This window comes from Actinoplanes sp. NPDC023936 (genome assembly GCF_040639325.1).
Lineage (GTDB): Bacteria > Actinomycetota > Actinomycetes > Mycobacteriales > Micromonosporaceae > Actinoplanes.
In genome coordinates this window covers 32,354-55,584 of the sequence record NZ_JBEZZR010000051.1, presented here as the reverse complement: position 1 = coordinate 55,584, position 23,231 = coordinate 32,354, and the positions used below count along the sequence as shown (strand labels likewise).

Annotated in this window: 26 protein-coding genes; 19 read left to right on the top strand and 7 right to left on the bottom strand. The window is 70.8% G+C overall.

Annotated elements, in window-relative coordinates:
- Window positions 1-207: 207 nt before the first annotated feature.
- Together AB0F72_RS38305 and AB0F72_RS38300 are read left to right on the top strand one after the other, a co-directional pair.
- Complete coding sequence (locus AB0F72_RS38305) at window positions 208-912, top strand: DUF3159 domain-containing protein (protein ID WP_360442762.1); 705 nt, start codon at window positions 208-210, stop codon at window positions 910-912.
- 15 nt (window positions 913-927) lie between these two features.
- The gene (locus AB0F72_RS38300) at window positions 928-1,704 is read left to right on the top strand and encodes an NYN domain-containing protein (RefSeq protein WP_360442759.1); all 777 of its coding nucleotides are present in this window, start codon (window positions 928-930) and stop codon (window positions 1,702-1,704) included.
- Here AB0F72_RS38300 and AB0F72_RS38295 read toward each other — a convergent pair.
- On the bottom strand, window positions 1,664-3,646 hold the full coding sequence (locus AB0F72_RS38295) for a GGDEF domain-containing protein (protein WP_360442756.1): 1,983 nt from the start codon (window positions 3,644-3,646) through the stop codon (window positions 1,664-1,666). The genes AB0F72_RS38300 and AB0F72_RS38295 overlap by 41 nt on opposite strands.
- 129 nt (window positions 3,647-3,775) lie before the next feature.
- On the opposite strand from AB0F72_RS38295, the gene AB0F72_RS38290 reads away from it, so the two are divergent.
- Genes AB0F72_RS38290 through AB0F72_RS38275 form a run of 4 tightly spaced genes read left to right on the top strand, consistent with a single transcriptional unit; the run spans window position 3,776 to window position 7,107 of the window.
- Complete coding sequence (locus tag AB0F72_RS38290) at window positions 3,776-4,750, top strand: efflux RND transporter periplasmic adaptor subunit (RefSeq protein WP_360442753.1); 975 nt, start codon at window positions 3,776-3,778, stop codon at window positions 4,748-4,750.
- A complete protein-coding gene (locus AB0F72_RS38285; protein WP_360442751.1) occupies window positions 4,747-5,439 on the top strand; it encodes an ABC transporter ATP-binding protein in 693 nt (230 codons plus the stop codon). The genes AB0F72_RS38290 and AB0F72_RS38285 overlap by 4 nt, the downstream gene beginning before the upstream one ends.
- Entirely contained in the window at window positions 5,436-6,713 is a 1,278-nt protein-coding gene (locus AB0F72_RS38280) for an ABC transporter permease (RefSeq protein WP_360442748.1), read from the top strand. Before AB0F72_RS38285 ends, AB0F72_RS38280 begins: the two co-directional genes overlap by 4 nt.
- Before the next feature lie 40 nt (window positions 6,714-6,753).
- Entirely contained in the window at window positions 6,754-7,107 is a 354-nt protein-coding gene (locus AB0F72_RS38275; protein ID WP_360442745.1) for a group 1 truncated hemoglobin, read from the top strand.
- Between the two features lie 27 nt (window positions 7,108-7,134).
- On the opposite strand, the gene AB0F72_RS38270 is transcribed toward AB0F72_RS38275, so the two are convergent.
- A complete protein-coding gene (locus tag AB0F72_RS38270) occupies window positions 7,135-7,836 on the bottom strand; it encodes an SDR family NAD(P)-dependent oxidoreductase (protein ID WP_360442743.1) in 702 nt (233 codons plus the stop codon).
- Between the two features lie 98 nt (window positions 7,837-7,934).
- Here AB0F72_RS38270 and AB0F72_RS38265 point away from each other — a divergent pair, with 98 nt between their 5' ends.
- Genes AB0F72_RS38265 through AB0F72_RS38255 form a run of 3 tightly spaced genes read left to right on the top strand, consistent with a single transcriptional unit; the run spans window position 7,935 to window position 9,378 of the window.
- Entirely contained in the window at window positions 7,935-8,141 is a 207-nt protein-coding gene (locus AB0F72_RS38265) for a hypothetical protein (RefSeq protein ID WP_360442740.1), read from the top strand.
- Window positions 8,142-8,156: 15 nt separating this feature from the next.
- Entirely contained in the window at window positions 8,157-8,960 is an 804-nt protein-coding gene (locus AB0F72_RS38260) for an SDR family oxidoreductase (protein ID WP_360442737.1), read from the top strand.
- Between the two features lie 10 nt (window positions 8,961-8,970).
- Entirely contained in the window at window positions 8,971-9,378 is a 408-nt protein-coding gene (locus AB0F72_RS38255; RefSeq protein WP_360442734.1) for a hypothetical protein, read from the top strand.
- A gap of 1 nt (window position 9,379) precedes the next feature.
- On the opposite strand, the gene AB0F72_RS38250 is transcribed toward AB0F72_RS38255, so the two are convergent.
- Window positions 9,380-9,658 (bottom strand): hypothetical protein, encoded by a 279-nt coding sequence (locus AB0F72_RS38250; RefSeq protein WP_360442731.1) that lies wholly within the window; start codon window positions 9,656-9,658, stop codon window positions 9,380-9,382.
- Between the two features lie 121 nt (window positions 9,659-9,779).
- On the opposite strand from AB0F72_RS38250, the gene AB0F72_RS38245 reads away from it, so the two are divergent.
- The 3 genes from AB0F72_RS38245 (at window position 9,780) to AB0F72_RS38235 (ending at window position 13,298) form a co-directional block, all read left to right on the top strand.
- Window positions 9,780-11,084, top strand: a complete 1,305-nt coding sequence (locus tag AB0F72_RS38245) for a hypothetical protein (protein ID WP_360442728.1) — start codon at window positions 9,780-9,782, stop codon at window positions 11,082-11,084.
- 384 nt (window positions 11,085-11,468) lie between these two features.
- Window positions 11,469-12,440: an alpha/beta hydrolase gene (locus AB0F72_RS38240; protein ID WP_360442725.1), complete on the top strand. Its 972-nt coding sequence runs from the start codon at window positions 11,469-11,471 to the stop codon at window positions 12,438-12,440.
- Window positions 12,441-12,491: 51 nt separating this feature from the next.
- Window positions 12,492-13,298: an SDR family NAD(P)-dependent oxidoreductase gene (locus tag AB0F72_RS38235; RefSeq protein WP_360442722.1), complete on the top strand. Its 807-nt coding sequence runs from the start codon at window positions 12,492-12,494 to the stop codon at window positions 13,296-13,298.
- 12 nt (window positions 13,299-13,310) lie between these two features.
- On the opposite strand, the gene AB0F72_RS38230 is transcribed toward AB0F72_RS38235, so the two are convergent.
- The 3 genes from AB0F72_RS38230 to AB0F72_RS38220 all read right to left on the bottom strand — a co-directional run bounded on the left by AB0F72_RS38230 (window position 13,311) and on the right by AB0F72_RS38220 (window position 16,966).
- On the bottom strand, window positions 13,311-14,966 hold the full coding sequence (locus AB0F72_RS38230; protein WP_360442719.1) for an aminotransferase class V-fold PLP-dependent enzyme: 1,656 nt from the start codon (window positions 14,964-14,966) through the stop codon (window positions 13,311-13,313).
- 63 nt (window positions 14,967-15,029) lie between these two features.
- Window positions 15,030-16,154, bottom strand: coding sequence for a LacI family DNA-binding transcriptional regulator (locus AB0F72_RS38225; RefSeq protein WP_360442716.1), 1,125 nt, complete (start codon window positions 16,152-16,154; stop codon window positions 15,030-15,032).
- A 212-nt stretch (window positions 16,155-16,366) separates the two neighbouring features.
- On the bottom strand, window positions 16,367-16,966 hold the full coding sequence (locus AB0F72_RS38220) for a DUF305 domain-containing protein (RefSeq protein WP_360442713.1): 600 nt from the start codon (window positions 16,964-16,966) through the stop codon (window positions 16,367-16,369).
- A 124-nt stretch (window positions 16,967-17,090) separates the two neighbouring features.
- Between AB0F72_RS38220 and AB0F72_RS38215 the strand changes: the two genes are divergently transcribed.
- From AB0F72_RS38215 to AB0F72_RS38195, 5 genes are all read left to right on the top strand, one after another.
- A complete protein-coding gene (locus tag AB0F72_RS38215; protein WP_360442710.1) occupies window positions 17,091-17,390 on the top strand; it encodes a hypothetical protein in 300 nt (99 codons plus the stop codon).
- Between the two features lie 78 nt (window positions 17,391-17,468).
- The gene (locus tag AB0F72_RS38210) at window positions 17,469-19,124 is read left to right on the top strand and encodes a discoidin domain-containing protein (protein WP_360442707.1); all 1,656 of its coding nucleotides are present in this window, start codon (window positions 17,469-17,471) and stop codon (window positions 19,122-19,124) included.
- Between the two features lie 83 nt (window positions 19,125-19,207).
- Complete coding sequence (locus tag AB0F72_RS38205; RefSeq protein ID WP_360442704.1) at window positions 19,208-19,981, top strand: DUF1996 domain-containing protein; 774 nt, start codon at window positions 19,208-19,210, stop codon at window positions 19,979-19,981.
- 39 nt (window positions 19,982-20,020) lie between these two features.
- Window positions 20,021-21,160 carry a HAMP domain-containing sensor histidine kinase gene (locus AB0F72_RS38200; protein ID WP_360442701.1) on the top strand — a complete coding sequence of 380 codons (1,140 nt, stop codon included), beginning with the start codon at window positions 20,021-20,023 and terminating at the stop codon, window positions 21,158-21,160.
- The gene (locus AB0F72_RS38195; RefSeq protein WP_360442698.1) at window positions 21,157-22,182 is read left to right on the top strand and encodes a LacI family DNA-binding transcriptional regulator; all 1,026 of its coding nucleotides are present in this window, start codon (window positions 21,157-21,159) and stop codon (window positions 22,180-22,182) included. The genes AB0F72_RS38200 and AB0F72_RS38195 overlap by 4 nt, the downstream gene beginning before the upstream one ends.
- 109 nt (window positions 22,183-22,291) lie before the next feature.
- Here the strand turns inward: AB0F72_RS38195 and AB0F72_RS38190 are convergent, their stop codons facing one another.
- Window positions 22,292-22,444: a hypothetical protein gene (locus tag AB0F72_RS38190; protein ID WP_360442696.1), complete on the bottom strand. Its 153-nt coding sequence runs from the start codon at window positions 22,442-22,444 to the stop codon at window positions 22,292-22,294.
- 213 nt (window positions 22,445-22,657) lie between these two features.
- Here AB0F72_RS38190 and AB0F72_RS38185 point away from each other — a divergent pair, with 213 nt between their 5' ends.
- Both AB0F72_RS38185 and AB0F72_RS38180 read left to right on the top strand, forming a co-directional pair.
- Window positions 22,658-22,834, top strand: a complete 177-nt coding sequence (locus AB0F72_RS38185) for a hypothetical protein (RefSeq protein ID WP_360442693.1) — start codon at window positions 22,658-22,660, stop codon at window positions 22,832-22,834.
- Entirely contained in the window at window positions 22,831-23,229 is a 399-nt protein-coding gene (locus AB0F72_RS38180; RefSeq protein WP_360442690.1) for a hypothetical protein, read from the top strand. Before AB0F72_RS38185 ends, AB0F72_RS38180 begins: the two co-directional genes overlap by 4 nt.
- Window positions 23,230-23,231 lie beyond the last annotated feature (2 nt).

Sequence of the window (23,231 nt, the reverse complement as noted above, 5' to 3'; positions counted from 1 at the left end):
CCGCAGCCCGGCCGCCCCCGGCCGCAGCCCGGCCGCAGCCCGGCCGCAGCCCGGCCGCAGCCCGGCCGCAGCCCGGCCGCAGCCCGGCCGCAGCCCGGCCGCCCCGGCCGCGTGTCCCGCCCTGCCATCAGACTGACGGGGCACGCCGGTCTGCACGCTCCCGCCTCAGTGGGTTAGGCTCACCTAACTCGAAAGAACAGGGTGGAGATGGCGCAGCCGGAATCGCTGGCGGAGTTGCTCAACGGGCGTCGGGCGGCAGTCGACGCCTCGCTGCCACCGATCGGGTTCGTGGCCGGCTATCTGATCGGCGGCCAGACCCTCGGCGAGCACGGGTCGATCTGGGCGGGCACCGGGGCAGCGATCCTCTTCGCCCTCGCCCTGTCCGCGTGGCGCCTGAAACGAGGCGACAAGCCCCGCGCCGTCGTGATCGGCCTGCTCGGCGTCTGCGTGGCGGCACTGATCGCGCTCTACACCGGCCGCGCCGAGGACTTCTTCCTGATCCAGCTGTTCAGCAACGCGGCGAGCGCCCTCGGCTGGATCGTCAGCATCGTGATCCGCTGGCCGCTGCTGGGCCTGGTCGTCGGCGGTGTGCTCAAGCAGCGGACCCGGTGGCGGCGTGATCCGGCGCTGCTCCGGGCGTACTCGCGGGGCAGTTGGGTCTGGGTCTGCCAGTACGTGCTCCGGCTCGCCGTGTTCCTGCCGCTCTACCAGTCCGGCCGGGCGGCCGAGCTCGGCATCGCCCGGGTGGCGCTGAGCTGGCCGCTGGTCGCGGCGTGTCTCGCCGGGAGCTGGTGGGTGATTCAGCGCAACCTGCCGGCCGGTCACCCGGGATTGCGGCACCCCCAGGATCAGGAACAGCCCCGAGATCGAAGAGAGCGGGCGAGCGCCGATAATGGAGCCCCGACCATCTGAGGCGAAGGACGTGCCGTGGCCAACGACAACTCGGCGAAACTGGCCGTTCTGATCGACGCGGACAACGCCCAGGCGGCCATCGTCGACGGTCTGCTCGCCGAAGTCGCGAAATACGGCACCGCGCACGTGAAACGGGCCTACGGCGACTGGACCGGCACGAGCCTGCGCAGCTGGAAGGATCAGTTGCTGGCGCAGTCGATCCAGCCGATTCAGCAGTTCTCCTACACGGTGGGTAAGAACGCCACCGACTCCGCGATGATCATCGACGCGATGGACCTGCTCTACAGTGGCCGGTTCGACGGGTTCTGCATCGTCTCCAGCGACAGCGACTTCACCCGGCTCGCGTCGCGGATCCGGGAGTCCGGGCTGACCGTCTACGGGTTCGGCGAGCGCAAGACCCCGAAACCGTTCGTGGCGGCCTGTGACAAGTTCATCTACACCGAGAACCTGGTGGAGCCGGCCGAGGCCGCACCGGTGATCGGCGAGCCGGCCGCGGCGCCCGCCCCGAGCGTGTCCCAGCTGCGCGGCGACTCCAGCCTGATGAATTTGATCCGGGCCGCCGTGGAGGCCGCGTCCGGTGACGACGGCTGGGCGCCGCTCGCCGGGGTCGGGCAGATCATCACGAAGCAGCGTTCCGACTTCGACCCGCGCACTTACGGGTACCCGAAGCTGGGTGGCCTGGTCGGCGCGATCGGGCTGTTCGAGGTGGAGCGGCGGGACACCGGTGACGGCAAGCCGGCGGTCATCTGGGTCAGAGACCGGAGGCGGCGTTACAAGACTTCGACCGACTGAGTTTCCGCTGGTAAAGACGGGTGTCGGCGACGGCGTAAAGACTGTCGAAGCCGGCCCCGTCGGTGCCGGCCACCGCCACGCCGATGCTGGCGGAGGTGCGTGCGGCGAGCGCGTTCCGCAACGAGGCCGCGACGGTGTCGGCGTTGCCGCGGACCAGGAGCACGAATTCGTCTCCTCCTAGACGGCCGACGAGGTCGTCCGCCCGTACCGAAGCAATCAGGGTGTCCGCCACCCAGCGCAGGAGATCGTCGCCGGCCGCATGGCCGTGCACGTCGTTGAGCTGCTTGAATCCGTCCAGGTCGACGACGAGCAGGCCGGCGCCGGGGGTGGCGGTGAACCGCTCGGCGAAACCCCGGCGGTTGAGCACCCCGGTGAGCGCGTCGACGCGGGCCGCGCGGGTGAGCATCCGGCGCTGGCGTGCCGCGGCCCGGCCCTGCGCGGCGCAGGCGACCGAGGTGGCCGCCGTGCCGAGCAGGTTGATCGCGACATACCAGGGGTCGGGGGCGCCGGAGGTCGCCGCGACGAGCACATAGAGGCCACCGGCGGCGAGCGCGACGGGCGCCGCGACGGCCGGCCGCATGCCGAACATCAGCAGCGGGATGGAGAGCAGCATGCCGACGCCGAGCGGACCGGACACCCCGCCGTCGAGCGCGGCGATCGCGCCGCAGCTCAGGAACGAGCTGGCCGCGTAGGCGAGCATCAGCGGCCGGGCGGCCCGGGTGCGGCTCAGCCAGTCCGCGCCGGCGACCACGGCGAGCCCGGCCACGAAACCCCACACGCAGATCGCGGCCATCGCGGCGCGGTGTGGCTCGCCGCCGGTGAAGAACGCGACGTAGACCAGCGCGACGAGCGTCTGCGCCATCGCCATCCAGCCGGGGTCGGCGATCGAGTGGCGGCGTCGTTCCCCCTCTTCGACGATCGCCGCCGGGCCGTCGCGATGGACGTGGGTACGGGCGAACGCCACCTGCTCCGCTGTCGGTGCTCGCCGGACATGGTGGGACTTGTCCTGGTAGAGCCGCCGGTCCGCGGCGATCGACAGCGTGTCGGCGTCGTCCGCGTCCGCCGGGAAGGTGGCGTGCCCGAGGCTGGTCGGTGTCCCGGCGGCGAGACGCTCCCGGATCCGGGCGACGATCTGCTCGGCACCGCCCGCGTCCGTGTCCGTCAGCAGGATCGCGAACTCGTCACCGCCGAGACGGCCGGTCGTGTCGGTGGCCCGTACCGTCGTGCGCAGTTCCCGGCCCGCCCAGGCGAGCAGATCGTCGCCGGCCTGGTGGCCGTGCGCGTCGTTGACGCTCTTGAAGTGGTCGAGGTCGAGGAGGACCAGCGTCAGTGGCGTGCCGGCGCGCCGGGCCCCGGCCAGTTCGGCGGCGATCCGCTCGTCGAAGCCGCGCCGGTTGAGACAGCCGGTCAGCGGGTCGGTGCGGGACGTGTGCCACAGGCGGCGGCGCAGCGACGCGAGGACCGCCGAGTGCCGCAGGCAGAGCACCGCCGCGGCGCCGTAGGCGAGCGCGTGGACCAGCGGATAGCCGGGCGGGGCCGGGTCGCCGAAGACGATCAGGACGCCGTACGCGAACGCGCTGACCGCCGAGAGCCAGAGGAACGCCCGGGGCGGCGCGGTGATCGCCAGGAAGACCGCGGACGCGGGCGCCAGCGCGCCGAGCGGACCGGCGACACCGCCGTCGAGCAGACCGAGGACCGTGTCGCCGGCCAGGTTGACGATCCCGGTGACCAGCAGCGGAATCCGCCACCGGAGGGACTCGGACATCCGGGCCGCGGCCAGCCAGCCACCGGTCGCCGCGATCAGCATGACCAGCACCACGGCCAGCATCGGGCCGCGGTGTTCCCGGTGGGCGGTGCCCGCCAGATAGGCGCCGCAGAGCAGCGCCGGGATGAAGCCGTAGGCGGCGGCGACCCGGATCGCCCGCCGGCGCCACTGGTTCATGTGCGTCTCGATCGGCTGTCACGGGGGCGACATGAGGGTTGCGGCCGCCCTGTACCGTCTGCTCCGCGCCGCGAGCGCATCAGAGATCATCACTGCCGGGTACGGTGCCCGGCTCGGGGAAGAGGGACCGTGAAGCGACCCATACTGGCGGCGGCCGCAGTGGTCCTGCTGGCCGGCTGCACGTCGGAGGAAGAGGGGCCCCGGACGCCCGGCCTGCAGGAACGCGGGACCGTCCTGACCACGGTGCAGCCCACCCGGCAGGACCTGACGAACCAGATCAGCCTGGCCGGCAAGGTCGCCATCAACCCGATCTTCGGGGTGGTCGCGCCGATCGCCGGCGAGGTGCGGTACGTGCAGCGCAAGCCGTCCAAGAAGCCGGCCGAGGAGCCGCTCTGGGTGGCGACCGTGTGGCGCAACGGCCAGCCGCGCGAGGTGAACATCCCGACCGGCTCGATGATGGCCGGCCGTCTGATGGAGGACCGCTCGTCGGTCGCCAAGGGCATGCCGATCGTGTCCGCCCGGCACGGCGGCTACGGCATCGTGGCGGAGATCGACAGCGCGCAGGCGTACCGGATCTCGGGCGCCGTGTCGAGCGTGACCGGCCAGATCAAGAACGGTCCCGGCCCGTTCAAGTGCAAGCCGAAGGGGACCATCGCGGCGCTGCCGGCCGGCACCGTCCCGGAGCCGCCCGCGCCGACGCCGAAGCCCACCACCGATCCGTCCGGCGCGCCGGTGCGACCCCTCCCGGTCGAGGAGACCCAGGAGGACTCCCCGGCCGGCTCGGAGGCCACCGGTCTGCAGCTGGTCTGCACGCCGCCGGACACCGTCCGGCTGATCAACGGCGCCGAGGTGACCCTCGACGTGGTCACCGGCAAGGCCGAGGACGCGCTGGTGCTGCCGGTCGAGGCGGTCGCCGGCACCCAGGGCAAGGGCAAGGTCGACATCGTCGACGAGAATCAGAACCGCAAGACCGTGGACGTGACCCTGGGTCTCACCGACGGCAAGGTCATCGAGATCAAGAAGGGCCTGACCGGCGACGAGACGATCGCCGTTCCGGGGCCGAACCTGCCGACCGCCGAGCCGCAGCCGGGGCAGCCCGGATGAGCCAGCCTCTGATCGAACTCTCCGGCATCACCCGCGTGCTGAAGGGGCAGGAACAGCCCCGGACCATCCTCGACGGGGTCGGCCTGACCGTGCACGCCGGCGAGAGCGTCGCCATCGTCGGCCGGTCCGGCTCCGGCAAGAGCACCCTGCTGAGCATCCTCGGCCTGTTCGACCGGCCGGACTCCGGGCAGTACCTGCTCGAGGGCACCGACATCAGCCGCCTGCCCGAGCGTAAGGCCGCCAAGCTGCGCAGCTCGCACTTCGGCTTCGTGTTCCAGCGGTTCTTCCTGCTCAAGCACCTGACCGCCGCGCAGAACGTGGCGATGGCGCTGGTCAACGGCCAGGGCTGGCTGCCCCGCCGGCAGCGCCGCATCCGGGTCCTGCAGGCTCTGGACCAGGTCGGCATCGCGCACCTGGCGAAGAGCCGGCCGGTCAAGATGTCCGGCGGCGAGCAGCAGCGGGTGGCGATCGCCCGGGCACTGGTCCGCGACCCGAGGGTGCTGCTGGCCGACGAGCCGACCGGCGCCCTGGACACCGAGACCGGCACCGCCGTGATCGACGCGCTCTCCGCGGCGACCCACCGCGGCTGTGCCCTGATCCTGGTCACCCACGACCGCGACCACGCCGCCCGGATGGGCCGCACGATGAACCTGGTCGACGGCGTGCTCACCGAACGGGTACTGGTATGAGGCGTCTCTCCGGCCGGTTCCGGTCGTCCCTGATCATCGGCATCCAGGGCATCCGGGCGCGCAAGCTGCGCACCCTGCTGTCGATGATCAGCCTGTTCCTCGGCGTGCTCGCGGTCGTCACGGTGCAGGCCGGCGCCAGCATCGCCGAACGCGCCCAGATGTCCGGCATGGAATTGCAGAACGGCTACGACGGTACGGTCGTCATCGACGTCATGCCGCACGAGAAGGCGCCGGCCATCGTCTCGGAGACGGTCGCCGGCCGGGACGACGCGGTCACCATGATCGGCACTCAGGCGATCATCGGGGAGCCCGGCGTCAGCCCGATCAACCCGGGAGCGGCCCCGTTCGACCAGGGCAGCTGGGGCAGCACGGAGATCTGCGACAACGTCGGCAACTGCGTGCCCGGTCCGCCCACCGGCGAGGCCATCGAGGTGGTGCTCACCGCGGTCTCCGGCGACATGCTGAAGTACCGGCCGCTGCGCTCGGTCTCCGGCCAGTGGCTGGACTTCTCCACGGTCCCGGCCCTCGCGCCGCGCCTGGTGATCAACGAGGAGGCCGCGAAGGGTTTCCAGGAGCACCACGTGCCGGCCGAGATGCGGATGCGCGGCGCGAAGGCGAACGTCACCCCGCAGATCGTCGGCGTCGTCGAGGACGGGGACCAGCAGCCGCGCGCCTACGTCCGGCAGGACGAGCTGACCAACTGGATGCCGGTGAACAGCCTGGTCGACCCGAACTTCGGCGGGCAGTTCACGGTGATGACGTCGCAGGGCAGCCCGGTCGAGCAGGTGCTCGCCACGAAGCTCAAGGCGGCGGGCGCGGATTCGTACAGCCGGGTCGTCGAGTCCCGCAAGGAGATGGAGAAGCAGCTGCGGCTGATGCGGCTGGTCTTCCTCTCGATGGCCGGGCTGGTGCTGCTGATCGGGGTGGCCGGCATCCTCAACGTCGGGCTCGCCACGGTCGGCGAACGCGTCGAGGAGTTCGCGCTGCGCCGCGCGGTCGGCACGCCCCGGGCGCTGCTGGCCGGGATCGTGCTGGCCGAGACGATGCTGACCGGGCTGCTCACCGCCGCGGCCGCGATCGGGGCGGGAGTGGCCGGGCTCAAGATCGTCTCGATGTTCCTGGGCGACTCCGAGCCGCTGCTGGCGAACGTGCAGTTCCCCTGGGACGCCGGGGTGGCCGGCATCATCGCCGGGCTGATCGCGGGCGTGCTGGGCGGTTTCGTGCCGGCGGTCCGCGCGGCAGGCATCCCGATCGCCACTGTCATGCGCGCGTGACACCTAGCTAAGTTAATCGCTAATCCTCTATCTTGGCTGCGTGGACACTCTCTATTCGCGCATCGGTGGGGGACCGGCCGTGGGGCTGGCGGTCGACGCCCTCTATCGGGTGCTGCTCAGCGACGACCGCCTGGCCGGATATTTCGACGGCATCGACCTGGACCGGCTCAAGCGGCACATGAGCGCGCTGCTGAGCCAGGTCCTGGGCGGACCGGCGGACTACACCGGCCGTGCCCTGCGGGCGGCCCATGCCCGGCTCGCTGTCACGCAGGCGCACTACGACCTGGTGGGGGCGTACCTGGTCGGCGTCCTGGCCGGACTCGACGTGGACGACGAGGTGATCGCCTCGGTCCGGAAGGTGCTCGCCGGGGTGTCAGCCGACATCGTCGCCTGACACCCGCGCGGGCTCACCGTGCCCGCGTCACTGGACGCCCAGCACCCGGTGGCCGACCGCGATCGACTCGCCGGTGATCGTCGCGGCGTGCGCCGAGGCCAGGTAAGCGACCAGGGCCGCCACCTGCTCCGGTGTGGAGTCGCCCCCGGTGGCCGGCTCGACGGTGTCGCGCGGCTCGCGGGTCACGATCGCCGGGTTCACCACGTTGATCGTCACGCCGCTGCCCGCGTACGCGTCGGCGAGCGCCTTCGACGCGGTGATCACTGCGCTGTTGCGGACCGAGCCCAGCACGGTACGGGTGGTGAACGCGTTCTGCCCGCTGATGTTGACGACCCGCCCGAAGCCGCGCTCGCGCATCCCCGGCAGGACCGCGTCCATCGTGCGCAGATAGCCGATGGTCTTCGCGTCGACCGCGTCCAGGATCTGCTCCGGATCGTGGTCGAGCGCAGGATCGAGGGTGTGCGCCGGCGGGGCCGCCGCGTTCACCAGGATGTCGATGGCGCGGACGGACCCGATGGCGACGTTCACCATGGCCCGGTCGCGGTTGTCGAGGGTGACGAATCCGGGCTTGTCCCCGAGTTCCTTCGCCGCCTGCGCGAGCCTCCCGGCGTCCCGGCCCGCGAGGATCACCCCGGCCCCCTCGCCGAGAAGCGCCGCGGCGACCGCGCGCCCGATCAGCCCGCTGCCGCCGACGATCAGGGCGGTACGTCCGGCGATACCTAGATCCATACCGCTGATTCGATCACAATGTGCTCGGGTAGTGACACTTTACGAGTGTGAACCGCTGAACAGTACGGACCGACAAACCGAGCACCGGGGAGCAGCTGATGACAGTCCATTCCTCGCAGGCACCCGCCGCCGCCCGCCGGGTCGTCTCCGCGCTGCTCTGGGTGGCGCTCGCGGTGATCGTGGTGATCGCGGCCGGCGACGTCTGGGCCGCGCTGAGCTCGGGTGATCCGGTGATGGCCATGGTCGCCGTCGTGGCGGGACTCGCGCCGATCCTGCTCGCCGTCCTCGTCCGCCGCAACGTCTGACGGTATGTTGCACCGGTGAAGCGCACCGCCCTGATCACCGGAGCGTCCTCGGGCATCGGCCTGGCCACCGCCCGCGTCCTGGCTCGCCGTGGCTACCGGGTCATCGGGACCAGCCGCGATCCGGCGGCGCTGGACGAGACGCGGCGGGCCGACGGCGTGGAGTACGTACCGCTGGACCTGACCGACGACGACTCGATCGAGGCGCTCGCCGGCCTGCTCTCCGGTGTGGACGTGCTGGTCAACAACGCGGGGGAGAGCCAGTCCGGCCCCTTGGAGGAGTTGCCGCCGGAGGCGCTGCGCCGGCTTTTCCAGATCAATGTGCTCGGCGCGGTCCGGCTCGCCCAGCTGGCGCTGCCCGGCATGCGCGAGCGCGGCTCCGGCCGGGTTGTCATGATCGGCTCGATGCTGGCGTCGTTCCCGCTCGCCTACCGCTCGTCCTATGTGGCGACGAAGGCGGCGATCAAGGGGTTCAGCGACGGGGCACGGCACGAGTACTCGCCGTACGGGGTGTGGCTGACCACCGTCGAACCCGGCTCGATCAACACCGGGATCAGCGAGCGGCGCACCACGTACATCGCGCCGGACTCCCCGCACCGCGCCGAGTTCGACCGGATGCTGACCGCGCTGAACCGCAACGAGAGCGCCGGCATCACCGCCGACGAGGTCGCCGCGACGGTGGTGAAGGCGATCGAGGCGCGCCGGCCCAAGCCGCTGTACGCGGTGGGCAGCAACGCGCCGCTGGTGTTCGCGCTGCGCCGGATCATCCCGGCGACGCTGGCCGAGAAGGTCACCCACCGGAAGCATGACCTGTCTCGATAGGATCACGGTCATGTCCATCGATGCGCAGCTCGAGGCCGCCGACCGGCCGGCGCGGCGGGAGCGCGACATCGCCGGCTGGCTGATCACACCGGTCGCCACGCTGGTCCTCGCGCCGCCGCTCACCATGATCCTCGGTATGGTGCTGCTGAACGGCGACCGCGCCCCGGCGATCTGTCACGACGTCGCGGCGGCCAACGGCTGCGAGGAGCTCACGCTCGGCCTGATCGGCGAGCACGCGGTCGTCTTCGGTCTGCTGTGGCTGGCGCTGTGGGCGCTGCCGTGGTGGCTGTCGCTGCGCCGGGTGCGCACGATCGTGGCCGTCGTCGCGGCGGTCGTGCTGCTGGCGATCCCGATCCGGATGGCCGGGGCCGACGACGCCGGCGACAGCACGCCGGCGACCATGTCACACACCCGGTGACTCACAGGACGGCGCGGAACTCCGGCCAGGTGCCCCAGAACCGCTCGACCTCTTCGATGATCGGCTGCAGGTTGCTGGCGACCTCCCGGGGAACCGGCGTGCCGTCGTCCCAGCGCGGCGCCGATGGCAGGTAGTAGAGGCCGCCGCGCACACCCGGCTCGACACCGAGCGTGATCACGTGACCGTCGAGTTCGAACTGCCGGGCGAACCGTCCGTGGCTGCGCAGGATCGCGCCACTGTGGTGTTGTGCCTCTTGGCGGTGCAGTTCCCGGACTGTCATGGCTCCTCCTCGGTCGACGGGGTGTGACCCCGGTAACAGTGGATACGCCACGACCCTGTCAGTCGTTCACTACCCACAGTAGTGGGCAGCGAGATTTGCCCGCGACCGGCATACTCGCCCGGTGCGGAAGAAGATCTTGATCGTGGCCGTCGCCGTGGTGATCGGCGCGCTCGCCGTGGCCGGCATCGTCCGGCCCGGGCGGGTCGCGCCCGGCGACGTCGTGCCCGGCGGTCTCGACCTGCCCTGGATGTGGCAGGCCACCGTCGGCATGGACGCGCCCGGCCGCGCCTCGGTCCTGGTCGGCGGGGACACTCTCGGATTCCGGGGCAACGACCTCTTCGACGCCGAAGGCAAGGTCGCCGTGGTGGGGCGCGGCGGCGACTACCGCATGCTGCTGCACGGCGGCTGGGACTCGATCGCGGCGGGCGAGGACGTGCTGCTCTCCCCGGACGGCCGCCGCGTCGTGCGCCCGCCGGCCGACCAGGACGGCCTCGAGGTGATCGACCTGGAGAGCGGGCGGAGCACGTTCCATCCGCCGCCGGAGTTCGCGGCCGCCGCGTCACCGTTGCAGGCGCCGGGCTGGTCCGGGCCGGTCGCGTGGGCGCCGGACGGCCGGTCGGTGCTCGCCGAGGTCTACGCCGGCGACGACACCCACCTGGTGCTGCTCGACCTGGAGACCGGCGCCACCCAGCCGATCGGCGAGCGCATCCCGCGCTGGCAACGGCGGACCGCGTCCCGCGCCGCGTTCGCTCCGGACGGCCGGCATCTGGCGATCACGGCGGGGGAGCAGGTGCGGCTCGTCGACCGTACCGGAAAGATGATCTGGGCGGCCGAACTCGGCGACCGCGCCTATCTCGCCGGCACCGGCGCCTTCACCCCGGACGGCAGCCGCATCGCGATCGCGCAGCTCAGCGGCTGCCTTGACAGATGTGACCATGACGCGCTGGCCGCCCGCAGCTGGACGATCGGCTACCTCGACGCCGCCACCGGCAAGCCGGCCGCCGGTCCGTCACTACCCGCTGTCACCGGTAGCGCGATCCGGGCGCTCGGCTGGAGCCAGGGTCGCGACCTGGTGGTCCTGCGCTACGAGCCGGAGGAGGACGCCTACCGCGACTCCCGGGGCGACGCGACGGTCGCCGCGTGGAACGACACCGGCTGGTGGGAGACGGTCCACATCACGCTGCTCGCCCTGCCCCCGTCCGGAACCGCGCGCACCCTGCTCGACCCGCCGGACGGCGTGCTCACCATGGACGTCTCCCAGGACCTGCTCCAGGCAGGCAGCTTCGGCGGCCCGACGCCGGTGGCCGACCCGTTCCCGGCGCGCGGCATCATCGGGTGGGCCCTGGTGCCCTTCGCGTGCCTGGCGATCATCCTGACGCCGGCGATCTTCGCGCTCCGGCGGCGGCTCTCTTCCCGGTACGCCTGAAGGCCCGGTCCCGGCTTCGCGGCATCGGCCGGGGCACACGCCGCGGGGCGTGCGCACAGGTGGGAGCACACCGAAGCCCGCCCCTGCAGGGATGAAGCCCCACCGAAGCCCGCCCCTGCAGGGATGAAGCCGCACCGAAGCCGTCCGTGTGCCGACATCCCGGCTCTAGCGTCGATGGGGCCGCACGGAGGCGTTGTGTGCGCCCTCATCTCGGTTCATCGGACCATCCGTGGAAAGCGCGGCGATCCACCGCGCGCACCCGGTCAGCCACCGCTCAGCACTGCCCGACGACACCGGCGCGCCGCGACACCTTGACACGTCAGAGTGTGACACAGGTTAATGGAAACACTGTTTCGGAGAGCGTTACGACCTTCTGGAGGTCCCGTGTCTCTGTCCCTGCGCCGTGCCCTAGCGGCGCTGGCCATGACCGCCGCCACCCTCGTCGCCACCCCGCAGGCCGCCTCCGCGGCCGCCGCCGAGGTGGACGGCGAGATCTCCGTCCCGTGCTGGATCAACACCTACACGCCGGACGCCGATTGGTATTTCCCCGCCACCACCAGCCCGAAGGCGCTGGTCTACCTGCAGCACGGCTTCTCCCGCTCGAACAACAACGTCGCCGACCTGGCCCGGAAGTACCAGGCGGCCGGCTTCCTCGTCTTCGCCCCGACCCTGCCGTCGGCCGACATCTACGGCTGCACGGTCAACAACCTCGGCAACAACACGGTGTTCCTGAACAGCGTCGCCGGCTGGATCGGCACCGCCACCGATCCGAACGGCGCGCTCGCGACGAGCTACGCCGCGGCGGCCAAGGTTGCCGGCCGATCCGGCAGCACGCTGCCGGCGAGCTACGTCCTGGCTGGTCACTCCGCCGGCGGCGAGGCGGTCACCTATCTCGCCAGCACCTTGCGTACGGGCTACCCGAGCGCTTTCGCCCACCTGAAGTACGTGCAGCTGCTCGATCCGGTGAAGTCCATCTTCGGCTCCAACATGGCGACCGGGCTGGCCGGGATCGCCGGGACCTCGCTGCCGATCCGCACGATCTCGTCGCCGCCGTACCTGGCGAACAGCAACGCGAGCGGAACCGTGCAGCTCACCGGCGACCTGGACCGTGACTTCCTCGGTGTCCGGCTGACCACCGGATCGCACTGTGACGCGGAGGGCTCCAGCACCAACGTCCTCTGCACGCTGACCGCGGGCACCTCGAAGGCGGCGAACGTGGCCGCCCTGCAGACCCTCGCGGTGAACTGGACGGCGGACGCGGTGGACGGCGTCACGACCGCCACCTACTACCCGGGTGGCACCTACTACCAGGGCCTGCTCACCAGTGGCGCGATCGAGACGCTGAGCGGGAACTGACCAAACCGGGCCCGGCCGGTTAATCGCCCGCCGGCCGGGCATCCCGCTTCCATGACGAGTGAGACAAACGAGTTCGCGGTGGTGACGGGCGCGTCCAGCGGGATCGGTTACGAGCTGGCCCGCCAGTTCGCCGAGCACGGGTACGACCTGCTGATCGCCGCCGAGGACGCCGGCATCGAGGACGCCGCCACCGACCTGCGGCGGGACGGCGGCAACCAGACGGTGACAGCGGTGCGGGCGGATCTGGCGACCTACGACGGAGTGGAGCAGCTGTACACGGCGATCCTGGAGACCGGCCGTCCGGTCGACGCGATCGCCCTGAACGCCGGGCGCGGGATCGGCGGTGACTTCACCCGGCAGACCGACCTGGAGGACGAGCTGAACGTGATCGACGTGAACGTCACGTCGACCGTCCACCTGGCGAAGCGCGTGCTGCCCGACATGGTGGCCCGCGGCTCCGGCCAGGTGCTGTTCACCTCGTCGATCGCCTCCGAGATGCCCGGCACCTACCAGGCCGTCTACAACGCGTCGAAGTCCTTCGTCCAGTCGTTCGCCGAGGCCCTGCGGGCCGAGCTGGAGGACACCGGCGTCTCGGTGACGTCGCTGATGCCGGGCCCGACCGACACGAACTTCTTCCACCGCGCCGAGATGGACGACACCCGGGTCGGCGCGAGCAAGAAGGACGACCCGGCGCTGGTGGCGAAGCAGGGCTTCGAGGCGATGATCAAGGAGAAGGAGAAGGTCGTCGCCGGCTCCTGGAAGACCAAGGCGCAGGGCGCCGGCTCCAAGGTCATGCCGGACCGGATGAAGGCCGCCATGCACAGCAAGATGGCCGAGCCCGGCTCCGCCAAGTCCTAGATCAGGCCAGTATTAGATAAGGCAGACGTCGGGGAGCAGGAACCAGCGCAGCTTCTCGAACGCGGGCGGCAGATCCGGGTGCACCCCGTCATCGGGTACGGGACGCGCGCTCAGGATCGAGCGGGCCTCCTCCAGATATCCGGCGAGGTCGGCGTCCGCGGTCGCGGGGTCGGCGCGGGGCGCGACGGGCGGCATCGTGACGGTGCCGTCCGCGTCCAGCCGCAGGTCGGCCAGGCGGACCGCCGGGTAGGCGTGGCGCAGGTGGGTCCACCGGCCGGTGCGCGGGTCGAACCGGTAGTCCGGGAGCAGCCGGGCGCCGTACCGGGCGATCAGCAGCACCGCCTCGATCAGGTAATCCGCGGTGGCGTCCGCGATGAAGTAGTTGAAGTTGAGCCGGCTCCAGCCCGGCTTGATGCCCTCCCAGCCGCCGACGATCTCACCGCGGAACTCCCGCGAGTGCGACTCGTCGATGCCGAGCAGCCGGTGCCCGTACGGGCCGGCGCACGAGCACCCGCTGCGCGCCTGCACCCCGAAGAGGTCGTTGAGCAGGGCCGCCACGTAGTTGTGGTGCAGGTGTCGCTCCCCGGCCCGGATCTGGAAGGAGACGATCGAGAGCCGGTCGGCGTCCAGGTCGCCGAGGATCTCGATGTTCCGCTCGTCGGCCCAGCGCTCGCGGGCGCGCTGCCACAGGGCCCGTTCCCGCGCCTCGATCAGGTGGGTGCCGACGGCCTCCTTGACCGCGAAGACCAGGCCGGCCCGGATCGACTCGACGATCGCCGGGGTGCCGCCCTCCTCCCGGGCGACCGGGTCGGGGAGGTAGCGGTGGCCGGACGGGTCGACGTACGCCACGGTCCCGCCGCCGGGGATCACCGGCACCCGGTTGGTCAGCAGGCGGCGGTCCACCACCAGCACGCCCGGCGTCTGCGGTCCGCCGGCGAACTTGTGCGGGGAGAGGAAGACGGCGTCCTTGTCGGCCATGGTGATCGGCACGTACGGCCCGGCGGCCGCGTAGTCCCAGACCGACAGGGCGCCGTGCTCGCGCAGCACCCGGGAGACCGCGGCGGTGTCGGTGCGGATGCCGGTGACGTTGGAGGCGGCGGAGAAGCTGCCGACGCGCAGCGGCCGATCGGCGTAGGTCAGCAGCGCCTCGCGCAGCGCGTCCAGGTCGACGTGCCCGGTGTGGTCGGACTCGATCTCGACCACGTCGGCGATCGACTCCCGCCAGGGAAGCTCGTTGGAGTGGTGCTCGTAGGGCCCGACGAAGACGACCGGGCGGTCCTGCGCGGGAATGTGGGAGCTGAACCCGTACCCGTCGTCGAGGTTTTCCGGGATGCGCAGGCCGAGGATGCCGACCAGCTTGGACACTGCCGCCGTTGCCCCTGATCCGCAGAAGATCACCACGTGGTCGGGGCCGGCGTTGACGCTGCGGTGGATGATCGAGCGGGCCTCCTCGCGCAGCGCTCCGGTCTGCGCTCCGGTCGCGGACGCCTCGGTGTGCGTGTTGGCGTAGCGGGTCAGCACCTGGTCGCGGATGAAGTCCTCGACGAAGTCGAGGGCCTGCCCGGAGGCCGTGTAGTCGGCATACGTGATCCGCCGCGGCCCGAACGGCCCGTCCAGCACCTGCCCGGCGCCGGCCAGCCCGTCCCGGATTCGTTCCAGCATCCCCATGGCCCCGTCCTCTCCTCGCAGAGCGGACGTTACCGGGTATTTGTCGGCATCGTTAACGCCCGTTCAGGCGGAGTGCCGCGGCACCAGGGTGGGCTCGTAGATCACCGACGTGATCCGGGGCGACGGATCATCGATGCTGGTCAGTAGCAGCCGGGAGGCCTCGGCGGACATGTCCTCCAGTGGATGCCGGACGGTGGTGAGCGCCGGGCGGGCGGCCAGCGCGGCGCTGCTGTCGTCGAAGCCGACCACCGCCACGTCGTCCGGCACCCGGCGGCCGGCGTCGCGGAGCACCAGCAGGGCGCCGAGGGCCATCAGGTCGTTCGCCACGAAGACGCCGTCGGTCTCCGGGTGGGCGGCCAGCAGCGTACGCATCGCCGCCGCACCGCTCTCCTGGGTGAAGTTGCCGGCCGCGGACGGCACCCGGGCGTGCCCGTGGCGGGCCATCGCGCGGCGGAAACCGGAGATCCGGTCGGCGCTCGCCGGCACCTCGGCCGGGCCGGTGATCATGGCCGGCCGGCGGCAGCCCCGGCCGGCCAGGCGGGCGGCGGCCAGCTCGGCGCCGGCCGAGTTGTCCAGGTCGACGTAGCTGATCGGGACCGGCTCGGCGGGCCGGCCGATCAGCACGGCCGGGATGCCGGCCTCGGCGAGCATGCCGGGCAGCGCGTCCCGGGCCGGCAGGGAGAGCACCACGGCGCCGTCGGCCTGGCCGTTGCGCAGGTCGCCGACGAGACGCTTGTGCCCGTCGGCGCCGACCATCTGCAGCGCCAGCTGGACGCCGGCCGGGCGCAGCACGCTCATCAGGCCACCCACGACCCGCCCGAAGTACGGGTCGGAGAAGAACCGGCTCATGAATGAGCCTTTTTCAACGTGACGAGGGCCTCGCTCCCCGGCGCCGGACAACGGCCCGGCGACCTCGGGCCCGATGTCAGGTTGAAAATCGCTCACTGGGTCGTCGTCGTGGCTCTCCGAGTCGGAGACGACCAGGGCCACCGTTCCGGTGCGGCGGGTGACAAGCGACCGGGCGAGCCTGTTCGGCACGTAACCGGTCACGTCGACGGCGCTCCACACCTGCTGGTGCAGCTGCGGGTCGACGTTGCGGATGCCGTTGATGACGCGGGACACCGTCGCGCGCGAGACACCCGCCACGCGAGCCACGTCCTCGAGCGTGGGCAGCCGGTGGCTCTGCATGGCCGCAGTTATAGCACGTGGAGAGCGCTTTCCGGGGACCCCGGGAAGCCGGTTCCGGAACCGCGAACTCATTGACGGGCGAGATAACCGAGCCCACGATGGGAAAGCGCTCCATCAACGGCGGCCTGCAGTGCGATCCGCGCGGGTCCGATCTCGCCAAGCCGGAGCGCGGTGCCGCGCTGAACGAGGACCAAGAATTGCCGTAATTGATGTTAAGGGGATCCGGAGTGTCGCGTCCCCATCTTTTCCAGCGCGTATTCCGCGTTGGCTTTCATGGTGTCCGCGACCGTGACGACCTGCGGCGCGCTGCCCGTTTTCAGCAGCGAGCCGATCAGGTGCACGCACTGCGTCAGGTGGGCCTCGAGATGGGTGCGGACCAGTGTGTCGAAGGCTGCCCCGGTCGCCGCGGCCGCCTCGGCAACCTGCTCGGGCGTCACCATGCCGGGCATCGGCATGCCCTTGTGCGGGTTCTCGGCGGGCAGTCCCGCCGCGTCGTGCAGTCTCCGCAATGCCGCCAATTCCTTTTGGGTACGGGTCCTGACCTGCGCTGCCAGCTCCCGGAGGGCGGGTCTCGCCGCGCGCGAGGCGGCCAGGTCGAGCAGGGGGAGCAGCTGCTCGTCCATCGCGATGCTGATCTCGATCCACGCGCTGTCGGTGGTGGAGAGCGAGGGCGCGGCGGCCGGCGGGGTGCTGCTCGGCCGGATCTCGACCGAGGGCCTGGCGGCGGCCGGCGGGGGTTCCGGTCGGCCGGCGCAGGCGGCGAGCGTGGCCGTGAGCGCGACCGCGAGAAATGCCCGGCGATGGATCGGCACCCGCGCAGTGTCCAGTTCCGCAACCAGAGTTGTCAATGATATCTATTGACGAATGGCAATATGGGCGAAACAATCGTGGTGCTTGGATAGCGCTTTCCCAGCCCTTTCCCGAATCGGCGCAATCATGAGTGAACGGCTGCCCTTTCTCGTCGCGCTCGTCGCCATGCTCCTCGGATCGACCGCAGTCGCCCCGGCGCGCGCCGCCCTCTCGTTCCGCGTCGTCCCGCCGGCCGCGCTGTATGCCGGCCGGGTGCCGACCGGGTTGACGCGGCGTGGCCGCGGATCGATCTCGGGTCGGCGCTGTGGGAGCGCTCGTAGGTTCCGGAACCTGCGGGCGCTCTGCTTCACCCGTACCCCGATGACCTGGTCCTATGCCTTTGCCCTTGACTGGGAAAGCGCTTCCCGGCCGTTCGTCGAGCATTGACAGCCTTCAGTGCCCGGTTCACAGTGGCGGGCAAGAGAGCGCTTTCACGCACCGTTCCCCATCCCCGAGGAGTCCCGTATGCGTCGCCTCTTGCTGTCCGCCGCCCTCGGCGGCCTGCTCACCGCGTTCCTCGCCGTCCCCGCAGTGGCCGCCGAAGTCCTCGTCTCGCAGAACAAGCCGGCCACCGCCTCGTCCAGCGAGTCGGCCGGCACCCCCGCCACCGCCGCGGTCGACGGCGACAACGGCACCCGCTGGTCCAGCGCGTTCGCCGCCGCGCAGTGGTTCCAGATCGATCTCGGCGCGTCCACCGCGGTCAGCCGGGTCGCGATCACCTGGGAGGCGGCCTACGCGAAGGCCTTCACCCTGCAACTCTCCGACAACGGCACGACCTGGACGAACGCCTACTCCACGACCACGGCGACCGGCGGTCAGCAGAGCATCCCGCTCAGCGGAGCCGCCCGCTATGTCCGGATCAACCTGACCCAGCGAGCCCTGGAGGCGTACGGATACTCCTTCTGGGAGTTCCAGGTCTACGCCGGGTCGACGACGACTCCGGGCGGCGGCCTGCTGTCGTACGCCAAACCGGCCCGCGCCTCGTCCGAGCAGAACGATCCGCAGTGCAACCCGTGCACCGCCGACCGGGCGTTCGACAACGACCCCGCCAGCCGCTGGGCCACCAGTCCTACCACCGGCTGGGTCGACCCCGGCTGGATCCAGGTCGACCTGGGCGCCACCGCCCAGATCAGCCAGGTGGTGCTCCAGTGGGACCCGGCGTACGCCCGCGCGTACCAGATCCAGGTCTCCGCGGACGGAAACACCTGGTCGGCCATCTACTCCACGACCACCGGTGACGGGCTGAAGGACGTCATCAACGCCACCGGCACCGGCCGCTACGTGCGGATGTACGGCACCGCCCGCAGCAGCGCCTACGGGTACTCCCTCTGGGAGTTCAGCGTCTACGGCACCGGCGGTAGCCCGACAGCGCCGCCCGCGAAGCCGGCCGACCCGGTCTTCCCGGCGACCCGGCTGGTCTTCTCCGACGAGTTCAACGGCGCGGCCGGCAGCAAGCCGGACACCGCCAAGTGGACCTACGACCCGGGCGTGCCGCAGAACGGCGAGGTGCAGTACTACACGCCGAACAGCGAGAACGCCGCGATGAACGGCGACGGTCAGCTGGTCGTCGAGGCACGCCGGCAGGACTACCAGGGCCGGCAGTACACCTCGCACCGGATGAACACGAGCAACAAGTTCCACGTCCAGTACGGCCGGATCGAGGCGCGGATCAAGGTGCCGAAGGGCAACGGGCTGTGGCCGGCCTTCTGGATGATGGGCGAGGACTTCCTGCAGGGACGACCGTGGCCGTACAACGGCGAGATCGACATCATGGAGGTCCTCGGCCGCAACACCAGCGAGGCGTACTCGACGCTGCACGCGCCGGCGTACAGCGGCGCCGGTGGGTACGGCCAGAAGTACGCGACGGTCGACCTGTCCCAGGACTTCCACACGTGGGCCGCCGAGTGGGACAGCAAGGGCATCCGGTTCTTCCTCGACAACGCCCTGGTCTTCACCGCGAACAAGGACACCGTGGAGAACACCCGCGGCCCGTGGATCTACGACCACAAGTTCTATCTGATCCTCAACCTGGCCGTCGGCGGCGACTTCCCCGGGCCGATTGACACGACCACCCCGTTCCCGTCCCGGATGCTCGTCGACTACGTGCGGGTCTACCAATGAGGCGCCTGCTCGCGGTTGTCGCCGCCGCCGCTCTTCTGTTGATCAATCCGATTCCGACATCGCCCGCGGCGTCGGCGGGTTCCGTGTCGGCGGGTCCCGTCGTGCGGGTCGCCGAGTTCCTGGCGGACTGCCCGTTCAGTCACCGGCTGCCGGACGACCCGATCGTCTTCCCGAACCTGCCGGGCGCGTCGCACATGCACAGCTTCTTCGGCAGCACCGTGACGAACGCGTTGACAACTGTTGACGACTTGATGAGCGCGAACAGCAACTGCAATCCATCTATTGACAAGTCAAGCTACTGGATTCCCACGCTCTATGTTGACAACATGCCCGTCGAGCCGACGACCGGCATCTTCTACTACCTCGGTGAAGGCGTTCGTGACGACTTGATCGCGCAGACCCAGCCCTTGCCGGTCGGGTTGCGGATCATGGCGGGCAACGCGAAAGCGACAGGACCGGCCGACAACACCATCTCGCGCTGGTCATGCCTGCACGCCGGGCACGTCGGCTCGTCGCCGGACTTCGTCACCTGCCCGGCCGGCACGATGCTGGAGTCATACCTCGACTTCCCGCACTGCTGGGACGGGCGCAATCTCGACTCGGCGGATCACCAGAGCCACATGGCGTACCCGGTCGGCAACGCCTGCCCGGCCAGCCACCCGGTGATCGTGCCGAAGCTGCGGCAGGTGATGCGGTACCCCGTGTCAGGTGACCCGTCGCGATTCCGGCTGGCGTCGGGCGGCGGCTACACGATGCACGGCGACTTCTTCAACGCCTGGCCGGCCGACGAGATGGCGCGCCGGGTGAACGACTGTATTCGTCCGATCATCAAGTGCGGGACCGACGGACGGCCCTGAGGGATAGCCTCGTTACTGGTGCAAAAGGGGCCTTTCAGATTGTTGGGAACGGGGCCGCGAGCAGCGGCCCGCCAGGCCGGCGTCCTCATCCTGGTCGCCGGCCTCCTCGCCCTGCTCGGCATCGTGAACGATCCCGGTCGCGCCGACCGCCTCGTGACGGTCGCGATCTGCGACTTCGTCCTCGCCGCCGTCGCCCTGCTGCTGCCCTGGTCCGGCCTCTTCCCCGCGCTCATCGGCGTGGCCGGATTCGCCGTCATCGGGATCTCCACCTGGTCGTTCGGGGGAGTCGCCACCGGAACCGGCCCCTTCCTGGTGCTGCTCTACGCGTGGGCGGCGCTGCACTTCCCGCGCTGGATCCTGCTCGCCTACCTGGTGCCGGCGACGCTCGCCTACCTCGTGCCACTGATCATCACCGGTCAGCCGCCGATGGTGATCGGCAGCGCGTTCGTCCTGATGCCGATCGCGATCGCCGTGGCGCTGCTCATCGAGGCGCAGGCCCGCCACCTGCGCGACGACCGGGAACGGCTGGCCCGCATCGAACAGTGGCGCTCCGGCATGGTCAGCACCCTCGCGCACGACATCCGGGGACCGCTGAGCATCGTCCGCAACGTTCTCGACGAGCTCCAGTTCACCGTCACCCCGGACGACCAGAAGATGCTGGACGCGGCGCTGCGGCAGACCGACCGGATGTCCCGCCTCGCCGACGGCCTGCTCGACCTCGACCGGATCGACAGCTCCGGCCATCTCAAGCTCGACCGAGCGCCGCATCCCGCCCCCGGCCTGGTGAAGGACGCCCTCACCTATGTCCGGGCCGACGCCGACATCCGGTTCGACATCGATGAAAACCTTCTTTTGTACGTCGACAAGCAGCGCTTCGAGCAGATTCTGCTGAACCTGGTGACGAATGCGCTGCGGTACGGCAAGCCACCCGTGGTCGTCCGGATCACCCGCACCGCCACGGCCGACCGCCTGGAGGTCCGCGACCACGGACCGGGCATCCCGGACGAGCTGCGGACCCGGCTGTTCGGCCAGTTCGCGGTCGGCGGGCCGCAGGGCGTCGGGCTCGGCCTCTGGATCGTCCGGCAGCTCGCCGAGGCGCACGGCGGCACTGCCGTCGCCGAAGCGCGCGACCCCGGGGTGGCGATGGTGGTCGAGTTTCCCATAGAACAGTCTGCATGATCTCGCGACCGCGGCAGCCGACCATGGACCAGGTGGCGGCCGCGGCCGGGGTCTCCCGGGCCACCGTCTCCCGGGTCATGAACAACGCGGCCTCGGTGGCCCCCGCGATCCGCGAGGCCGTCCAGCGAGCGGTCGCCGAGACCGGGTACGTTCCCAATGTCGCCGCCCGGAGCCTGGTGACCCGACGGTCCAACTCGGTGGCGCTGGTGATCAGCGAACCGGACCGCCCCGACGACCATTCCTTTCTCAACCGGATCTTCACCGACCCGTACTTCGGCCGGGTGACCGCCGGCGCGACGAGCGCCCTGCGCCCGCACGACGTGCACCTGGTGGTCGTGCCCACCGACGTGGCGGATCATCACCAGGTGGTCCGCTACCTGCGGCAGGGGCACGTCGACGGCGTCCTGCTGATCAGCAGCAACGAGCACGACCCGCTGCCGGCGCAGGTGCACGCGCTGGGCATCCCGGCGGTGCTGTCGTCCCGCCCGCCCGGCCCGCTGCCGGTGAGCTACGTCGACGTCGACCAGAGACGCGGGGCAGCGCTCGCCGCCGCGCATCTGCTCTCCCGGGGCTGCCGCCGGCTGGCCACGATCAACGGCCCCCTCGACATCCCGGCCGGCTCGGAGCGTCTCGACGGGTTCCGGGCTCATCTGGCCGACCCGGGGATCCCCGCCGTGACCGGGAACTTCACCCGCGCCGGCGGGGAAGCCGCCGCTCATGCGCTGCTCGACGCGCACCCGGCGATCGACGGCCTGTTCGTGGCGAGCGACCTGATGGCCGAGGGCGCGCTGCGTGCCGTCCAGGACCGCGGCCGCCGGGTGCCGCAGGACGTCGCCGTGGTGGGTTTCGACGATTCGAGCGCGGCGCTGGAGTGCCGCCCGCCGCTCACCACGGTCCGCCAGCCGGTGGAGGAGATGGCTGCCGAGATGGCCGCGCTGCTGCTCGCCCACATCGACACTCCCACCCGGTCCCCGCGATCAGTCATCTTCCAGCCCACCCTGGTCATCCGCGCGTCAGCATGACCCCGGCCGCGCCGCGCCGCGCCGCGCCGATCCGATCCGATCCGCGCCGATCCGATCCGGCCGGCCCGGCCCGGCCCGGCCCGGCCCGGCACGGGATCGTGGTGGGTGGTCAGGCGGGGAGCCGGCTCGTCAGGGCGGCCGCGACCCGCCCGACCTGCTCCGCGGTCCGGATCCTCGAGGAGGCCGGCGTGATCGCCGGGTACCGCGCGGTGATCGACCAGGAGGCGGTCGGCCTGCCGATCACCGCGTTCGTCCGGATCACGCTGGAGTCGCACGGCCGGGAGATCGCTCGTTCACCTCGTACGAGAACTTCGTCCGCACCCGCCTGCGCACCATCCCGGCGCTGGCCTCGATCGCGACCACCTTCGCCTTCGGCGTCACCAAGACCGTCTCGCCCCTGCCGATCCGTCCCTGAGGTACACCCGTTCGTATCACGCAGGGACCGGAATCACGCCGCAGCGGTTAGGCTCGGGGCATGGAGCAGGACACCCGTTCGAAGCTCAGCCTGGACGAGATCCACACCCGGATGGGTATGGACGTCACGGCCGAAGGCAAGGCACGTGCTCGCCTCCGTCTGCAGGAGTCGGCAGAAGCCCGGGATCACGACGCTCGCGCCGCTTTCATCGCGCGCTTGCGCGCCGGTCAGGCGTGACGCAGGCGCGCACCGCCCGGCTGGTGCTCGACACCAGTGCAGTCACCTCCTGGGTGCGCGGCTCGATTGCCGTCGGTGAGATCCTCGCGGAGCTCAACGACGAGGAGGGGGCTGCGATCATCCCCATGTGGTGCCTTGTCGAGGCGGGCCACGAGACCGCGATGATCGATCGGGAACGGCTTGACCTGCTGCTTGCCCATCCCGCCACCTTCTTGATCGTTGATGACGCCGACGACTGGGAGATGCTGGTCGGGCTCCGGGCGTTGACGGGCCGGGTGGACTGCGCGTCGGCGGCGTGGCTGGCGCTGGAGCTTGATGTGGACGTGATGACCCGGCATCCGGCGTGGTACGAGAAGGTGGACGGCGGCCGGCTCGTTCTGGAGATCGAAGACTGACC

Bases quoted from the DNA above. Each gene is read 5' to 3' on its own strand.
- AB0F72_RS38305 (WP_360442762.1), top strand. From the start codon at position 208: ATGGCGCAGCCGGAATCGCTGGCGGAGTTGCTCAACGGGCGTCGGGCG.
- AB0F72_RS38295 (WP_360442756.1), bottom strand. From the start codon at position 3,646: ATGAACCAGTGGCGCCGGCGGGCGATCCGGGTCGCCGCCGCCTACGGC.
- AB0F72_RS38285 (WP_360442751.1), top strand. From the start codon at position 4,747: ATGAGCCAGCCTCTGATCGAACTCTCCGGCATCACCCGCGTGCTGAAG.
- AB0F72_RS38280 (WP_360442748.1), top strand. From the start codon at position 5,436: ATGAGGCGTCTCTCCGGCCGGTTCCGGTCGTCCCTGATCATCGGCATC.
- AB0F72_RS38270 (WP_360442743.1), bottom strand. From the start codon at position 7,836: ATGGATCTAGGTATCGCCGGACGTACCGCCCTGATCGTCGGCGGCAGC.
- AB0F72_RS38265 (WP_360442740.1), top strand. From the start codon at position 7,935: ATGACAGTCCATTCCTCGCAGGCACCCGCCGCCGCCCGCCGGGTCGTC.
- AB0F72_RS38255 (WP_360442734.1), top strand. From the start codon at position 8,971: ATGTCCATCGATGCGCAGCTCGAGGCCGCCGACCGGCCGGCGCGGCGG.
- AB0F72_RS38250 (WP_360442731.1), bottom strand. From the start codon at position 9,658: ATGACAGTCCGGGAACTGCACCGCCAAGAGGCACAACACCACAGTGGC.
- AB0F72_RS38235 (WP_360442722.1), top strand. From the start codon at position 12,492: ATGACGAGTGAGACAAACGAGTTCGCGGTGGTGACGGGCGCGTCCAGC.
- AB0F72_RS38230 (WP_360442719.1), bottom strand. From the start codon at position 14,966: ATGGGGATGCTGGAACGAATCCGGGACGGGCTGGCCGGCGCCGGGCAG.
- AB0F72_RS38225 (WP_360442716.1), bottom strand. From the start codon at position 16,154: ATGCAGAGCCACCGGCTGCCCACGCTCGAGGACGTGGCTCGCGTGGCG.
- AB0F72_RS38215 (WP_360442710.1), top strand. From the start codon at position 17,091: ATGAGTGAACGGCTGCCCTTTCTCGTCGCGCTCGTCGCCATGCTCCTC.
- AB0F72_RS38210 (WP_360442707.1), top strand. From the start codon at position 17,469: ATGCGTCGCCTCTTGCTGTCCGCCGCCCTCGGCGGCCTGCTCACCGCG.
- AB0F72_RS38195 (WP_360442698.1), top strand. From the start codon at position 21,157: ATGATCTCGCGACCGCGGCAGCCGACCATGGACCAGGTGGCGGCCGCG.
- AB0F72_RS38185 (WP_360442693.1), top strand. From the start codon at position 22,658: ATGGAGCAGGACACCCGTTCGAAGCTCAGCCTGGACGAGATCCACACC.